The organism is Phenylobacterium sp., assembly GCF_041691455.1.
Taxonomy (GTDB): Bacteria; Pseudomonadota; Alphaproteobacteria; order Caulobacterales; family Caulobacteraceae; genus Phenylobacterium.
Map to the genome: position 1 here is coordinate 249512 of NZ_JBEPUO010000001.1, position 13191 is coordinate 262702.

Consider the following 13191-nt stretch of genomic DNA (forward strand, 5'->3'; position numbering starts at 1 on the left):
CGAATGGCTGCCGCTGAGGCCTATGACGCGATCATCGTCGGCTCCGGAGCCGGCGGGGGGATGAGCGCCTATCACCTGACCAAGTCGGGCCTGAAGGTGCTGATGCTGGAGGCGGGGCGCCACTACGACCCGGTCACCGAGACCCCGATGTTCAACATCAACGCCGAGGCGCCCCTGCGCGGCGTCGGCACGCCGGACAAGCCCTTCGGCTTCTATGACGCCACCGTCGACGGCGGCTGGCAGGTGCCCAACGAACCCTACACCGTGGCCGAGGGCTCGGAGCCCTTCACATGGTGGCGGCCGAGAATGCTGGGCGGGAGAACCAACCACTGGGGCCGGATCGCGCTCCGCTTCGGGCCGCTCGACTTCAAGCCGAAGAGCCGTGACGGCCTGGGCCACGACTGGCCGATCACCTACGACGACCTCGCGCCCTGGTACGACAAGACCGAGAAGCTGATCGGGGTCTCGGGGGCCGCCCCCGCTCGCGGCCTGCTCAACACCCCGGACTCGCCGCCCGGCTGCCTGATGGAAGCCGCGCCGCCGCGGGCCTTCGAGCTCTTCTACGGGCGCGCGTTCAAGGCCATGGGCATACCGGTCATCCCGATGCACGGCGCGGTGGTCACCGGCCAGATGGAGGGGCGCAACTCCTGCCTCTTCGCCACCCCCTGCGGCCGCGGCTGCGCGATCGGGGCCAACTTCCAGTCGACGACCGTGCTGCTGCCGCCGGCCATGGCGACCGGCAACCTGACGATCCGCACCGACGCGCTGGTCTACCAGGTCGATCTCGACAAGGCCGGCAAGGCCAAGGGCGTCTCCTTCGTCGACCGCAAGACCGGCGAGCATCACTCGGTGACCGCCAAGTCGGTGGTGCTCGCGGCCGGCTCCGGCGAGACGGCGCGCATCCTGCTGAACTCCAAAAGCTCGGCATTCCCCGACGGGCTTTGCAACACCCACGGCATGGTCGGCCGCTACCTGATGGACAGCGTTGGCCTCGGCGTCACCGGCCAGTTCCCCGGCCTCGAGGGCCTGCCGCCCACCAACGACGACGGCCAGGGCACCGAGCACACCTACGTCCCCTGGTGGGGCTACGAAAAGCAGAAGGAGCTAGGCTTCCCGCGCGGCTATCACATCGAGATCGGCGGCGGCCGCCGGATGCCGTCCATGGGCATGGCGGGTCTGCTGCGCGATGACGAGGCCAGCGTCGGCGACGATCTGCGGGGCAAGCTGCGCAACCGCTTCGGCTCGACGATCGGCTTCAACGGCCGCGGCGAGATGATCCCCAACGACGATTGCTACTGCGAGCTCGACCCGACGGTGAAGGACAAGTGGGGCATCCCGGTGCTGCGCTTCCACTGGAAGTGGGGCGAGAGCGAAACAAAGCAGGCCGCCCACATGGTCAAGACCTTCCTAGAGGTGATCGACAGGCTGGGGGGCAAGCCCGAGCCCGGTGTCGAAACCGATGGCCACAAAGCCATCTCCAAGGGCGGCGAGATGATCCACGAGATCGGCACCGCGCGCATGGGCCACGACGACACCGACTCGGTGGTCAACCAGTACGGCCAGAGCTGGGCGGTCCCGAACCTCTTCGTCATGGACGGGGCGGTGATGGTCTCCAGCCCGGACAAGAACCCGACGCTGTCGATCCTGGCTCTGGCCTGGCGCTCCGCCGACAACATGGCCACGCTGGCCAAGCAGGGGGCCCTATGAGCGCCAATTCTCCAGAAACGGGGCCTGAACCCTATGTCTCCAAGATCGACCGGCGCACGGCGCTCGCCTGGATCGGCGTGGTCGGCGCGGCCACGGCGGTCGGCGCCGGCGTCGTGGTCTACGGCCCGAAGATGGGCGGCGAGCGGATCACCCGCGGCTACGGCACCGACCCCAAGCTGACCAAGCCCAAGAAGGCCCCCTGGTCGCGGATCATGATCCAGGGCCAGCTGCAGACCGCCGCGATCCTCGCCGACTTCATCCTGCCGGCCACCGCCACGGCGCCCTCGGCCAGTTCGCTGGGCGTCCCGGACTTCATCGATGAATGGGTGAGCGCGCCCTATCCGGCCCAAGTCAAGGACATGCCGATCATCATGAACGGGCTCAACACCCTGGGCGGCAAGGTCCTGAAGGCCAGCGCGGCCGACCGGGCCGCGGCGCTCGCCGCCCTGCCTGCGTCGGCCGATCCGGCGACCCAGGCCTTCTGGAAGAAGTTCCGGCATCTGACGATCGGCGCCTATTACACGACCGAGGCCGGGTTCAAGGATATCGGCTATATCGGCAATGTCGCACGCGCCTCGGACCCTGGCCCCTCGGCCGAGGTGAAGGCGATCCTGGAACGCGAGCTCCAGAAACTCGGCCTCTAGAGGATGACGGTGATGAAAACCTTGGCGCTCGGTCTGGCCCTCGCCGTCATCGCCAGCGGGGCCTTCGCCGCCGAAAAGACCGCGGTCCCGGACAACGTCCTGGCGCCCGGCGAAAAGGACGCCGGCTGGAAGCTGCTCTTCGACGGCAAGTCGACGGCCGGCTGGCGGGGCTTCAAGAAGCCCGCCCCTGACGCCGGCTGGAAGGTCACGGACGGGGCGCTCCACCCCAACGCCAAGACCTCCAAGGACCTGATCACCAAGGACCAGTACGAGAATTTCGAGCTGATCTTCGACTGGAAGATCAGCCCGAAGGGCAACTCCGGCGTCATGTTCCACGTGCTCGAGGTCGGCGACGAGACCTACGAGAGCGGCCCGGAGTACCAGATCCTCGACAACGCCCATGGCGAGCCGCCGCCGCAGCAGGCCGCGGGGCTCTTCGCCCTCTATGCGCCGAAGAAGGACATGACCCGGCCGGTGGGGCAGTTCAACCACGCCCTGATCGTCGTCGAGCACGGCAAGGTGCAGCACTTCCTGAACGGCGAACCGGTGACCGCCTACGAGATCGGCTCGCCGGAATTCAAGGCCAGGGTGGCGGCCTCCAAGTTCAAGCAGTGGCCCCAGTTCGCCACCGGCAAGACCGGCTTCATCGCGCTGCAGAACCACGGCGACGACGTCTGGTTCAAGAACATCAAGATCCGGGTCCTGCCCTAGGCCCGCGCCAAATTGCAGCGCGCGCGGCCCGGCGCCGCGCGCTAGTTTGCGGCTCCTGAGTCGCCCTTTCGCCGAGACGCCGCTTCCGTGACCAAGACCCCGCGAACCGCCCCGGTGAAGAAGGCTCCGGGCATGCTCCGCTCCTCGGCCATCTATTCGGCCCTGACGCTGGTCAGCCGGTTCCTGGGCCTGGCCCGCGACCTGGTGATCACCGCCAAGCTGGGCGGCGCGGGGAACATCGCCGCCGACGCCTACTATACGGCGCTCACCTTCCCGAACCTGTTCCGCCGGATGTTCGCCGAGGGGGCCTTCGCCGCGGCCTTCGTGCCGGACTATTCCCGGCGCCTGACCGCCGACGGCGAGGAGTCCGCCGACAGGTTCGCCGCCGACGCCCTGGTCACCATGGCCGCGGCCATGGTCGCCATCACCATCGCCTGCCAGCTCACCATGCCGTGGCTGATGCGGGTCTACAGCTACGGCTTCCTGGCCAATCCGGCGAAGTTCAAGCTGGCGGTGATCCTCACCCAGATCACCATGCCTTACCTGCCCTGCGTGGTGATCGCGGCGTTGTTCGCCGGCGTCCTGCAGGCGCGCGGGCGGTTCATCATCTACGGCCTCTATCCGACGCTCTTGAACGTGGTGATGCTGGTCGCCGTACTGCCGCAGAAGGACCCGACGCGGGCGGCCTTCGCGGCCTCCATCGGGGTGATCGTCGCCGGCGTCAGCCAGGCGGCGCTCTGCTGGTGGGGCGCGCACATGACCGGCGCGCGGATCCATCCGCGCCACCTGAAGCTCACCCCGGACATGAAGGCCCTGATCCGGCGGATGATCCCCGGCGTCATCGCGTCGAGCGCCACCCAGGTGAACCTGTTCATCTCCGCCATGCTGGCCAGCCAGGTGGCCGGCATGCGGGTCTGGCTGAACATCGCCGAGCGGTTCTACCAGCTGCCGCTCAGCCTGGTGGGCGTGGCGATCGGGGTGGCGCTGCTGCCCCGGCTCTCCACGGCGCTGCAGAAGAAGGACCATGACGACGCCAACGCGGCCATGGACCAGGCGGTGGTGTTCGGCCTGGCGCTGAGCCTGCCGGCGGCCGTCGCGCTGATGGCCATGCCGGGCTACCTGGTCGAGGGCCTGTTCGCGCGCGGGGCCTTCACCACCACCGACGCGGCGGCCTCGGCCTCCCTGCTCTTCCACTACGGCTGGGGCCTGCCGGCTTTCGTGCTGATCAAGATCCTGCAGCCGGCCTTCTTCGCGCGCGGCGACACGCGGCGGCCGATGAACTACTCGCTGATCTCCGTGGCGGTGAACATCGCGCTCGGGGTCAGCCTGTTCTTCACCATCGGCTTTCCCGGCATCGCAGCGGCCACCGCTGCGGCCTCCTGGATCACCGTGCTGCAGATGGTCCTCAGCCTGTGGCGCGACAACATCTGGCGGCCCTCGGCGCGGGCATCGGGCAAGATGATCCGGGTGGCCTTGGCCTGCCTGGCGCTCGGCGTGATCCTGGCCTTCGCCTCGCACTTCCGGCCGCTGCTGGAGACGCCGTTCGCCCACCTGAAGCTGGGACCGCTGCACGCCAAGGAGATCACCGTCCTGCTGGTCTGCATCGTCGGCGGCCTGCTCTATCCGGCCCTGCTCTTCGCCTTCGGCGGCGTGACGCCGGCCGAGGCCCGCGCGGCCCTCAAGCGCAACCGCGGCGAGGTTGGCCCGGTCGCCTCGGGCTTGCCCTAGGCGCGGACGGGGACTATTTCGGCCGCCATGGCTTGTGGCTCCCGGACTTGTGGCTCCCAGACTTGGCGATGGCGCTGACCCGCTGAACGACCCGTCACTTCGGGCCTTGCGCCCGCATGCCCTCTAGCCTCAGAAGCCATTCCCATGACCGACCAAGCTCCGGCCCCCTACGCGGGACCCCAACGCGTGCTCTCCGGCGTGCAGCCGTCCGGCGACCTGCACCTGGGCAACTACCTCGGCGCCCTCGTCAAATTCGCGCGCCTGCAGCACAAGATCGAGACCTTCATCTTCGTGGCCGACCTGCACGCCATCACCGCCTGGCAGGATCCGGCCAAGCTGAAGGATCAGGTCCGCGAGATCGCCGCGGCCTACCTGGCCACCGGCCTCGACCCCAAGGTCGCCACCATCTTCGCCCAGTCCGCCGTTCCGGCCCACGCCGAGCTCGCCTGGGTGTTCAACTGCGTGGCGCGCCTCGGCTGGCTCGACCGGATGACGCAGTTCAAGGACAAGGCCGGCAAGCACAAGGAACGCGAGAGCGTCGGCCTCTACACCTACCCGGTGCTGCAGGCCGCCGACATCCTGGTCTACAAGGCCACCCACGTACCGGTGGGCGAGGACCAGCGCCAGCACCTCGAACTGACCCGCGACATCGCCGCGAAGTTCAACCACGACTTCGAGGCGCCGAACTTCTTCCCCCTGCCGGACGCCCTGACCCAGGGACCCGGCGCGCGGATCATGTCGCTGCGCGACGGGGCGGTGAAGATGTCCAAGTCCGACCCTTCGGACAATTCGCGGATCAACCTCACCGACGACGCCGACACCATCAGCCAGAAGATCCGCAAGGCCCGCACCGACGCCGACGTCCTGCCGGAGAAGCTGGACGACTTGGCCGGCCGCGCCGAGGCCCAGAACCTGATCGGGGTCTATGCGGCGCTCGCGGGCCGCGAGCCGCAGGACGTGCTGACCGAGTTCGCCGGCCAGGGCTTCGGGGCCTTCAAGCCGAAGCTCGCCGACCTCGCCGTCTCGGTCATGGGGCCGATCGGCGGCGAGATGCGCCGGCTGCTCTCCGATCCCGCCGAGATCGACCGCATCCTCGGCGCCGGCGCCGAACGGGCCCGCGAAGTGGCCGCCCCGACCCTGGCCGAGGTCAAGCGCATCGTCGGCTACTGGGCGGGCTGACTTGCGCGGCGGCTGAAGGCGCCGCACCGTCCGGGCCCATGAGTTCCAGCAAGCGCAAGTTCCTGGTCGTCGCCGACGACACGCCGGAGTTCCAGGCGGCGCTGCGCTTCGCCTGCCGCCGCGCGCGCTCGACCGGCGGCCACGTGGCCCTGCTGCGGGTCATCGAGCCGGAGTACTTCGAGCACTGGTCCGGGGTGCGCGAAGAGATCGAACGCCAGGCCCGCGAGGAGGCCGAGGCCATCCTGCAGAAATCCGCCGAGCTGGTGCAGGCGGAAACCGGCCTGCCGCCGGAGTTCCTGATCAAGCACGCCGACAACGTCCGCGCGGCGCTCCGCGAGGTCATCGGCTCGGACCCCGACATCAAGATCCTGGTCCTGGCCGCCGCCGTTGGCGGGCGCGGTCCGGGGCCCCTCGTCGCATCGCTCGCCAAGGACGGCGTCACCTGGGGCGCCCGCAAGGTGCCGGTCACCCTGGTCCCCGGCGATCTCACCGACGACGAGATCGCCGATCTGGCTTAGGCGCGCGGTCACCGAACCGCTTTTGCGCGGGGGTGACTCGCCGTATCGTTGAATGATGAGGGAGCGAGAACCCAGGGCTGTTCGCCGGTTCGCCCAGGCGGGCGGATTCGACGACATCTGCGCGACCTGAGGTTCGATGGACGCGCTTCTTCCCACCCCCCTGGAACGCATCATCGAAGGCGCCTACGCCGCAGTCTATGAGCCTGATCTATGGCGAGAGGTCGTGGCGGACTATGTCGACGCCATGGGCGCGGAAATGGGCGCCCTCCACGCCCCGCCGACCGACGGGGTCGCGCAAGGGGCGATTTTCTTCAGCCACAACATCGACCCGACGCCCGTACTCGACAAGATCCACATCTACGGCCAGCTCGCGCCGCACGCAGATCGTGCGATCGCGATGGGCCTCGTCCCCGGCGTCTTCTTGCATCACGAGGTGATCCCCTACGAGGAGCTGCACGCCACCGACTACTATCGGGAATACGCGCGCCCGATGAAGGCCGAACACGGCATGCAGTGCATGTTCCGCGTTTCGGACCGCAACATCCGCTCGACGATCTCGATGAACGTCGCTCGCTCCGACGCTTATCCGCCGTTCGATGAAAGTCACAAACGCGCCGCGCAGGTGGTCTTCCCCCATTTACGGAGGGCCGTCTCCTTGGTCCTCGACGTCAGTCCGCAGCGAATGCTGGACCGAGCCATCCGCGATGCGTTCGACGCCTTCGACACGCCATGCTGCCTTATGGGCGCCGACGCAAATGTTGTGTTCGCCAACGCGGCGGCGCGCCAAGAGCTGGAATCTGGCCAAGCGCTGCGCGTCGGCCGCGATCGCCTTGGCGCCGTTCATCGCCCCTCGGAGCGATACTTGCAGGTCGCTGTGGCTCGCGCCTGCGACGTTAGCGCGCCCTGGTCTGCCCGGTCACCGAGCGAGGTCGTGCTGCCGCGCCTAGACGGAGACTTGGCCGTCCTGGTGGTGGTGCCGCTGGGCCATGAGAACCCGTTCCTGAACTATGGGCCAGTCCGGGCGGCCGCCTACATCGTCGACGGATCCGTCCGCGGGGCCACGCGCACCGAACTCCGACGCATCCGCAACGTCTTCGGCCTGACGCCTGCCGAGGCGGAGGTCACGGCCGCCCTGATTGCAGGTCGTTCTGTCGCGCAGATCGCCGAGCAGCGGGGCGCGTCCGCCCACACCATTAAAACGCAGATGAAGGTGATCTACGAGAAGACCCAGTCCAACCGGCAGGTCGACCTCGCCCGGCTGCAGCGGCTATTCGCTGTTCGGACCTAGTATGGCGCCGGTTCATACCCCGCCCGAGGTATGCGCGGCCAACGGCTCGCTGATCCAATCCCCGCTCACGTCGACGCCTGGGTCGACGCGAAAAGGAGTGATCATCATGTCTGTTCCCACAGCGTTCATGCACGTCAATCTCATCGGCGGCACACAGGTCATCGTCGATCTGAGCAACATCCACTCGATCAGGCCCAACGGTGTCGACAGCAAAGCCAACTTTACGTTGCGTAGCTCGCCAGGCGTGACATTCGAAACCAATCACCAGTTTGTCGACTTGCAAGGCGCGCTCAAGAAAGCGGCATTCATTCTTGAGCCGTAACTATAGAGCGGGTCGGCGCGGTGCGCCGGCCCGCTTGCGCTGGGCCATCCGCGGCGCCACATCTCACCCATGTTCATCCAGACCGAAGCCACGCCCAATCCCGAGGTGCTGAAGTTCCTGCCCGGCCGCGAGGTGATGGGCGAGGGCACGCGCGACTTCCGTGACGCCCAGGCCGCCGCCGTCTCGACCCTGGCGAGCGAACTTTTCGCCATCGACGGCGTCACCCGGGTCTTCTTCGGCCCCGACTTCCTGACGGTCGGCAAGGCGGAGAGCCATGACTGGAGCCATCTGAAGGCGCCGATCCTGGCCGCCGTCATGGACCACTTCACCTCCGGCCAGCCGCTGTTCGCCGGCGCCGACGACGCGGCCGGCGGCCATGACGATGCGGTCTACGAGGGCGAAACCGCCCAGATTGTCGCCGAGATCAAGGACCTGCTCGACACCCGCATCCGTCCGGCCGTGGCCCAGGACGGCGGCGATATCCTGTTCTCGCGCTTCGACGAGGCGACCGGCGTCGTCTACCTGAACATGCGCGGCGCCTGCTCCGGCTGTCCCTCCTCCTCAGCCACCCTGAAGGCCGGCGTGGAGAACATGCTCAAGCACTACGTTCCCGAAGTGACGGGCGTCGAACAAACGCTTTAGAGCCCGTCATCCCGGCCAACCGAGGGCGAAGCCCGTAGGCCGAGCCGGGACCGGTCTGCTATCTGCCTCTCAATGCTGGTCCTCGGCCTCGACACCTGCCTTTCAAGCTGCTCGGTCGCCGTACTCGACGGCGAACGCGTGGTCGCATCGGCGCGCGAGGTGATGGCGCGCGGGCACCAGGAGCGGCTGGCGCCCATGGCCCGCGACGCGATGGCAGAAGCGGGCCTCGCCTTCGATCGGCTGGAGCGGATCGGGGTCACCGTCGGCCCTGGATCGTTCACCGGGCTCAGGGTCGGCATCGCCTTCGCCAAGGGCCTCGCGCTCGCGCTCGATTTGCCCGCCGTCGGGATCGGCACGCTGGAGGCCCTGGCCGCCGAGGCCGAAGGCCTGGTCTTCCCGGCCATCGACGCCCGCCGCGGGCAGCTCTATCTGCAGGCCTTCGAAGACGGCCGCGCCCTGATGGCCCCCGACGCGCTGACCGCCGAAACCGCCGCCGCGCGCATCGCCGAACTCTCCCAGGGCCGGCCCTTCACCCTGGTGGGCTCCGGCGCGGCCCTGCTGGCCGACCTTGCGCCCGGCGCGCGGATCATCGCCGCAGAGGGCGCCGACGCCCGCCACGTCGCCCGCCTCGCCGCACGGCGCGAACCCGGGCCGCTGAAGCCGCTCTACCTGCGCGCGCCCGACGCCAAGCTGCCGGCATGAGGCTCCTGCGCAGCACCGCCGCCGAATGCGAAGCCATGGCCGCCGCCCACGCCCAGGCCTTCGCCGCCGGCTGGCGCGAGGACGAGTTCGAGGATCTGCTGGAGGGCGAGGGCATCTACGGCTTCCTGGCCGCCGACGAAACCGGGCCGCTCGGCGTCATCCTCTGCCGGGTCGCGGCCGGGGAGATGGAGGTCCTCACCCTGGGCGTCGCCCCGGCCGCGCGCCGTCGCGGCGTCGCCCGCGCGCTGATCGCCGTGGCCCTCCCCGCCGCCCGCGACCTCGCAGCGGAGGCCGCCTTCCTGGAGGTCGCCATCGATAACGAACCGGCCATCGCCCTCTACGCGGCGCTTGGGTTCCGCAAGGCCGGGCTGCGTAAGGCCTACTACGATCGCGGCCCCGAGGGTTTCATGGACGCGCTGGTGATGCGCCTCGACCTTAACGCCGCCGCCGCTTAGACCTATCTTGGTTGGCGATGAGGAGTGGGGAGCCCCAAGTGTCGGACCGCATCGAAAAGCTCTGTGTCGAGAAGGGCATGCGCATGACCGAGCAGCGCCGGGTCATCGCCCGCGTGCTGTCGGCGGCCCACGACCACCCCGACGTGGAGGAGCTGCACCGCCGCGCCCACGCCGTCGACCCGCACATCTCCATCGCCACCGTCTACCGCACGGTGCGCCTGTTCGACGAAGCCGGGATCATCACCCGCCACGACTTCCGCGACGGCCGCTCCCGCTATGAGGAGCACCCCGACCAGCACCACGACCACCTGATCGACATGAAGACCGGTCAGGTCGTGGAGTTCATGGACGCCGAGATCGAGGCCCTGCAGGAAGCCATCGCCCGCAAGCTCGGCTATCGGCTCGTGGATCATCGCCTCGAGCTCTACGGGATGCCGCTCGAGGAGAACTAGGGCGCGCCTCAAACTTGCGCCCCTCTCCCTCGGACCCCATAACCCCAGCCATGTCCGGTCCCGCGCCTTCGAAGCGCCTCTTCATCAAGACCTACGGCTGTCAGATGAACGTCTATGACAGCGAGCGGATGACCGATGTGCTGGCGCCGCTGGGCTACGCCATGACCGACAGCCCCGATGGCGCTGACCTGGTGGTGCTGAACACCTGCCACATCCGGGAGAAGGCCACCGAGAAGGTCTATTCCGAGCTCGGCAAGCTGAAGGAGATGCGCGACGAGCGCCTGGCCGAAGGCGGCTCGCGCATGACTATCGCGGTCGCCGGCTGTGTCGCCCAGGCCGAGGGCGAGGAGATCATGCGCCGCCAGCCCGCGGTGGACCTGGTCGTGGGCCCGCAGGCCTATCACCAACTCCCGGAGTTGATCGCCCGCAGCCACCGCGCCCGCGGCGAGCGGCTGTCGGCCGACTTCGCGGCGGATGAGAAGTTCGACGCCCTGGGCCCGATCGGCCGCACGGCCAACGGCGTCACCGCCTTCCTCACTGTCCAGGAGGGCTGCGACAAGTTCTGCACCTTCTGCGTGGTGCCCTATACGCGCGGCGGCGAGTGGTCGCGCGGCCCGCAGACCATCGAGGCCGAGGCCCGCGACCTGGCCGCCCAGGGCGTGCGCGAGGTCACCCTGCTGGGCCAGAACGTCAACGCCTATGCCGGGGAGGGCGGGCTCGCCGCCCTGGTGCGCCGTCTGGCGGCGATCGAAGGCCTCGACCGCATCCGCTATACGACCAGCCACCCGCGCGACATGGACGAGGCGTTGATCGCCGCGCACGGCGATCTGCCGGAGCTGATGCCCTACCTGCACCTGCCGGTGCAGTCCGGCTCCGACCGCATCCTGAAGGCCATGAACCGGGCGCACACGGCGCAGAGCTACGTCGAGCTGATCGGCAGGATCCGCGCCACCCGCCCCGACATCGCCATCTCCGGCGATTTCATCGTGGGCTTCCCCGGCGAGCGCGACAGCGACTTCGAGGCGACGCTCAATCTGGTGCGCGAGGTCGGCTACGCCACGGCCTTCAGCTTCAAATATTCCCGCCGCCCGGGCACGCCGGCCGCCGCCATGCCGGGCCAGGTGGACGAAGCGGTCAAGGATGAACGGCTCGCCCGCCTCAACGCGCTGCTGGACGAACAGGCCCGCGGCTTCAATGCCGCCCAGGTGGGCAAGGTGCTGCCCGTCCTGTTCGAGCGGCCCGGCCGCCACCCCGGCCAGCTGATCGGCCGCAGCCCCTATCTGCAGGCGGTCTACGCCACCGCGCCGGATCGTCTGATCGGCCGGATCGTTCCGGTTCGGATCGAGGCCGCCGCCCGGATGAGCCTGGCCGGGGCGATCGTGTCCGAAGAGCTGGAGCCCGCCCCAGAGATGGCATTTTGAGCCGCGCGCCTGAATTCATCACCCTGTCCGACGCGGCCTCCCGCGCGGTGGCCGGCGCCAACTCCCGCCACGCCGCCCTGATCGAGGACGCCTTCAACGTGCTCGTCGAGACGCCCGGCGGCGGCGTGTCGCTGACCGGCGACTCGAAGGGCCGCGCCCAGGCCAAGAAGGCGGTCCAGGCGATCGCCGAGCGCGCCGACCAGGGCCTCGAGATCGCCGAGGCCGACGTGCGCGTGGCGATCGGCAATGCCCGGTCCGGCGGCGCGGGGCCCCTAAGCGGGAATGGGGGCGCCTTGCCGGTCGGCCGCCGCGGCCAGGTGGCGCCCAAGACCGCGACCCAGGCGGAATACCTGCAGGCGCTGGCGAACTGCGAACTGGTCTTCGGCCTCGGGCCGGCCGGCACCGGCAAGACCTTCCTGGCCGTCGCGCACGGCGCAGGCCTGCTGCTGCGCGGCGAGGTCGACCGGCTGATCGTCTCGCGCCCGGCCGTCGAGGCCGGCGAGCGACTGGGCTTCCTGCCGGGCGACCTGACCGAGAAGGTCGACCCCTACATGGCCCCGGTCTGGGAGGCGCTGACCGACATCCTGGGCGCCGAGCAGCTCCGCCGCCGCCGCGAGAAGGGCGAGATCGAGGTCGCGCCCATCGCCTTCCTGCGTGGCCGCACCCTGGCGCACGCCTTCGTCATCGTCGACGAGGCGCAGAATGCCACGCGCCTGCAGATGAAGATGGTGCTGACCCGCCTGGGCGAGGGCGCGCGCATGGTGGTCACCGGCGACCCGACCCAGATCGACCTCGTCAACATCCGCGATAGCGGCCTCGCCCATGCCGTCGGCCTGCTGGACGGCGTGAAGGGCATCGGCATCACCCGCTTCTCCGCCGAGGACGTGGTCCGCCATCCGCTCGTCGAGCGCATCGTGCGGGCCTATGACGCCGACGCGGCCAAGGCCGGACGCTCCATTTGATCGACCTTGAGATCGAGGACCCGGCCTGGACCACGGCGCTCGCCGACGCCGAGGGGCTGGCGCGCGCCGCCGCGGAGGCGACGCTGGCTTCGGAAGGCGCGGTCGGCGAGGGCGTCAGCCTGCTGCTGACCAACGACGTCACGATCCGCGGCCTCAATCTCCGGTTCCGGGCGCAGGACAAGCCGACCAACGTCCTGTCCTTCCCCGCCCCGCAGAATCCCGAGCGTTTCCTCGGCGACGTGGCGCTGGCCTATGGGGTTTGCGCGCAGGAAGCCCAGGACCAGGACAAGCCTCTGGCGCACCATCTGCAGCATCTGGTGGCGCATGGGGTGCTGCACCTTCTAGGATACGACCACATCAGCGACGCCGAGGCTGACGAAATGGAAGGCCTCGAGCGCGTCGTCCTGGCCGGGTTGGGGATCCCCGATCCCTATCTGGCTGGCCCAAGCTAAGGCCGGTA

The 13191-nt window shown here is 69.0% G+C and carries 15 protein-coding genes; all 15 read left to right on the top strand.

Features of this window, described 5'->3' with window-relative positions:
• Nucleotides 1-3 precede the first annotated feature (3 nt).
• The 15 genes from ACESMY_RS01340 (at nucleotide 4) to ybeY (ending at nucleotide 13183) form a co-directional block, all read left to right on the top strand.
• Entirely contained in the window at nucleotides 4-1707 is a 1704-nt protein-coding gene (locus tag ACESMY_RS01340) for a GMC family oxidoreductase (protein ID WP_372781399.1), read from the top strand.
• Nucleotides 1704-2351 carry a gluconate 2-dehydrogenase subunit 3 family protein gene (locus ACESMY_RS01345; RefSeq protein WP_372781401.1) on the top strand — a complete coding sequence of 216 codons (648 nt, stop codon included), beginning with the start codon at nucleotides 1704-1706 and terminating at the stop codon, nucleotides 2349-2351. Before ACESMY_RS01340 ends, ACESMY_RS01345 begins: the two co-directional genes overlap by 4 nt.
• 12 nt (nucleotides 2352-2363) lie before the next feature.
• Nucleotides 2364-3062: a DUF1080 domain-containing protein gene (locus ACESMY_RS01350; RefSeq protein WP_372781403.1), complete on the top strand. Its 699-nt coding sequence runs from the start codon at nucleotides 2364-2366 to the stop codon at nucleotides 3060-3062.
• Between the two features lie 87 nt (nucleotides 3063-3149).
• Nucleotides 3150-4790, top strand: a complete 1641-nt coding sequence (gene murJ, locus ACESMY_RS01355) for a murein biosynthesis integral membrane protein MurJ (protein WP_372781405.1) — start codon at nucleotides 3150-3152, stop codon at nucleotides 4788-4790.
• Nucleotides 4791-4934: 144 nt separating this feature from the next.
• Nucleotides 4935-5969 (top strand): tryptophan--tRNA ligase, encoded by a 1035-nt coding sequence (gene trpS / locus ACESMY_RS01360; protein ID WP_372781407.1) that lies wholly within the window; start codon nucleotides 4935-4937, stop codon nucleotides 5967-5969.
• Nucleotides 5970-6007: 38 nt separating this feature from the next.
• On the top strand, nucleotides 6008-6487 hold the full coding sequence (locus ACESMY_RS01365; protein ID WP_372781409.1) for a universal stress protein: 480 nt from the start codon (nucleotides 6008-6010) through the stop codon (nucleotides 6485-6487).
• A gap of 136 nt (nucleotides 6488-6623) precedes the next feature.
• On the top strand, nucleotides 6624-7775 hold the full coding sequence (locus ACESMY_RS01370) for a helix-turn-helix transcriptional regulator (protein ID WP_372781411.1): 1152 nt from the start codon (nucleotides 6624-6626) through the stop codon (nucleotides 7773-7775).
• A 106-nt stretch (nucleotides 7776-7881) separates the two neighbouring features.
• Nucleotides 7882-8097, top strand: a complete 216-nt coding sequence (locus ACESMY_RS01375; protein WP_372781413.1) for a hypothetical protein — start codon at nucleotides 7882-7884, stop codon at nucleotides 8095-8097.
• A gap of 69 nt (nucleotides 8098-8166) precedes the next feature.
• Nucleotides 8167-8739, top strand: coding sequence for a NifU family protein (locus ACESMY_RS01380; RefSeq protein ID WP_372781415.1), 573 nt, complete (start codon nucleotides 8167-8169; stop codon nucleotides 8737-8739).
• A gap of 75 nt (nucleotides 8740-8814) precedes the next feature.
• Entirely contained in the window at nucleotides 8815-9441 is a 627-nt protein-coding gene (tsaB, locus tag ACESMY_RS01385; protein WP_372782272.1) for a tRNA (adenosine(37)-N6)-threonylcarbamoyltransferase complex dimerization subunit type 1 TsaB, read from the top strand.
• Entirely contained in the window at nucleotides 9438-9896 is a 459-nt protein-coding gene (locus ACESMY_RS01390; protein WP_372781417.1) for a GNAT family N-acetyltransferase, read from the top strand. Before tsaB ends, ACESMY_RS01390 begins: the two co-directional genes overlap by 4 nt.
• Nucleotides 9897-9973: 77 nt before the next feature.
• Nucleotides 9974-10348, top strand: a complete 375-nt coding sequence (locus ACESMY_RS01395; RefSeq protein WP_372782274.1) for a Fur family transcriptional regulator — start codon at nucleotides 9974-9976, stop codon at nucleotides 10346-10348.
• 50 nt (nucleotides 10349-10398) lie between these two features.
• A complete protein-coding gene (miaB, locus tag ACESMY_RS01400) occupies nucleotides 10399-11769 on the top strand; it encodes a tRNA (N6-isopentenyl adenosine(37)-C2)-methylthiotransferase MiaB (RefSeq protein ID WP_372781419.1) in 1371 nt (456 codons plus the stop codon).
• Nucleotides 11766-12731: a PhoH family protein gene (locus tag ACESMY_RS01405; RefSeq protein ID WP_372781421.1), complete on the top strand. Its 966-nt coding sequence runs from the start codon at nucleotides 11766-11768 to the stop codon at nucleotides 12729-12731. Before miaB ends, ACESMY_RS01405 begins: the two co-directional genes overlap by 4 nt.
• Nucleotides 12728-13183: an rRNA maturation RNase YbeY gene (ybeY, locus tag ACESMY_RS01410; RefSeq protein WP_372781423.1), complete on the top strand. Its 456-nt coding sequence runs from the start codon at nucleotides 12728-12730 to the stop codon at nucleotides 13181-13183. The genes ACESMY_RS01405 and ybeY overlap by 4 nt, the downstream gene beginning before the upstream one ends.
• Nucleotides 13184-13191 lie beyond the last annotated feature (8 nt).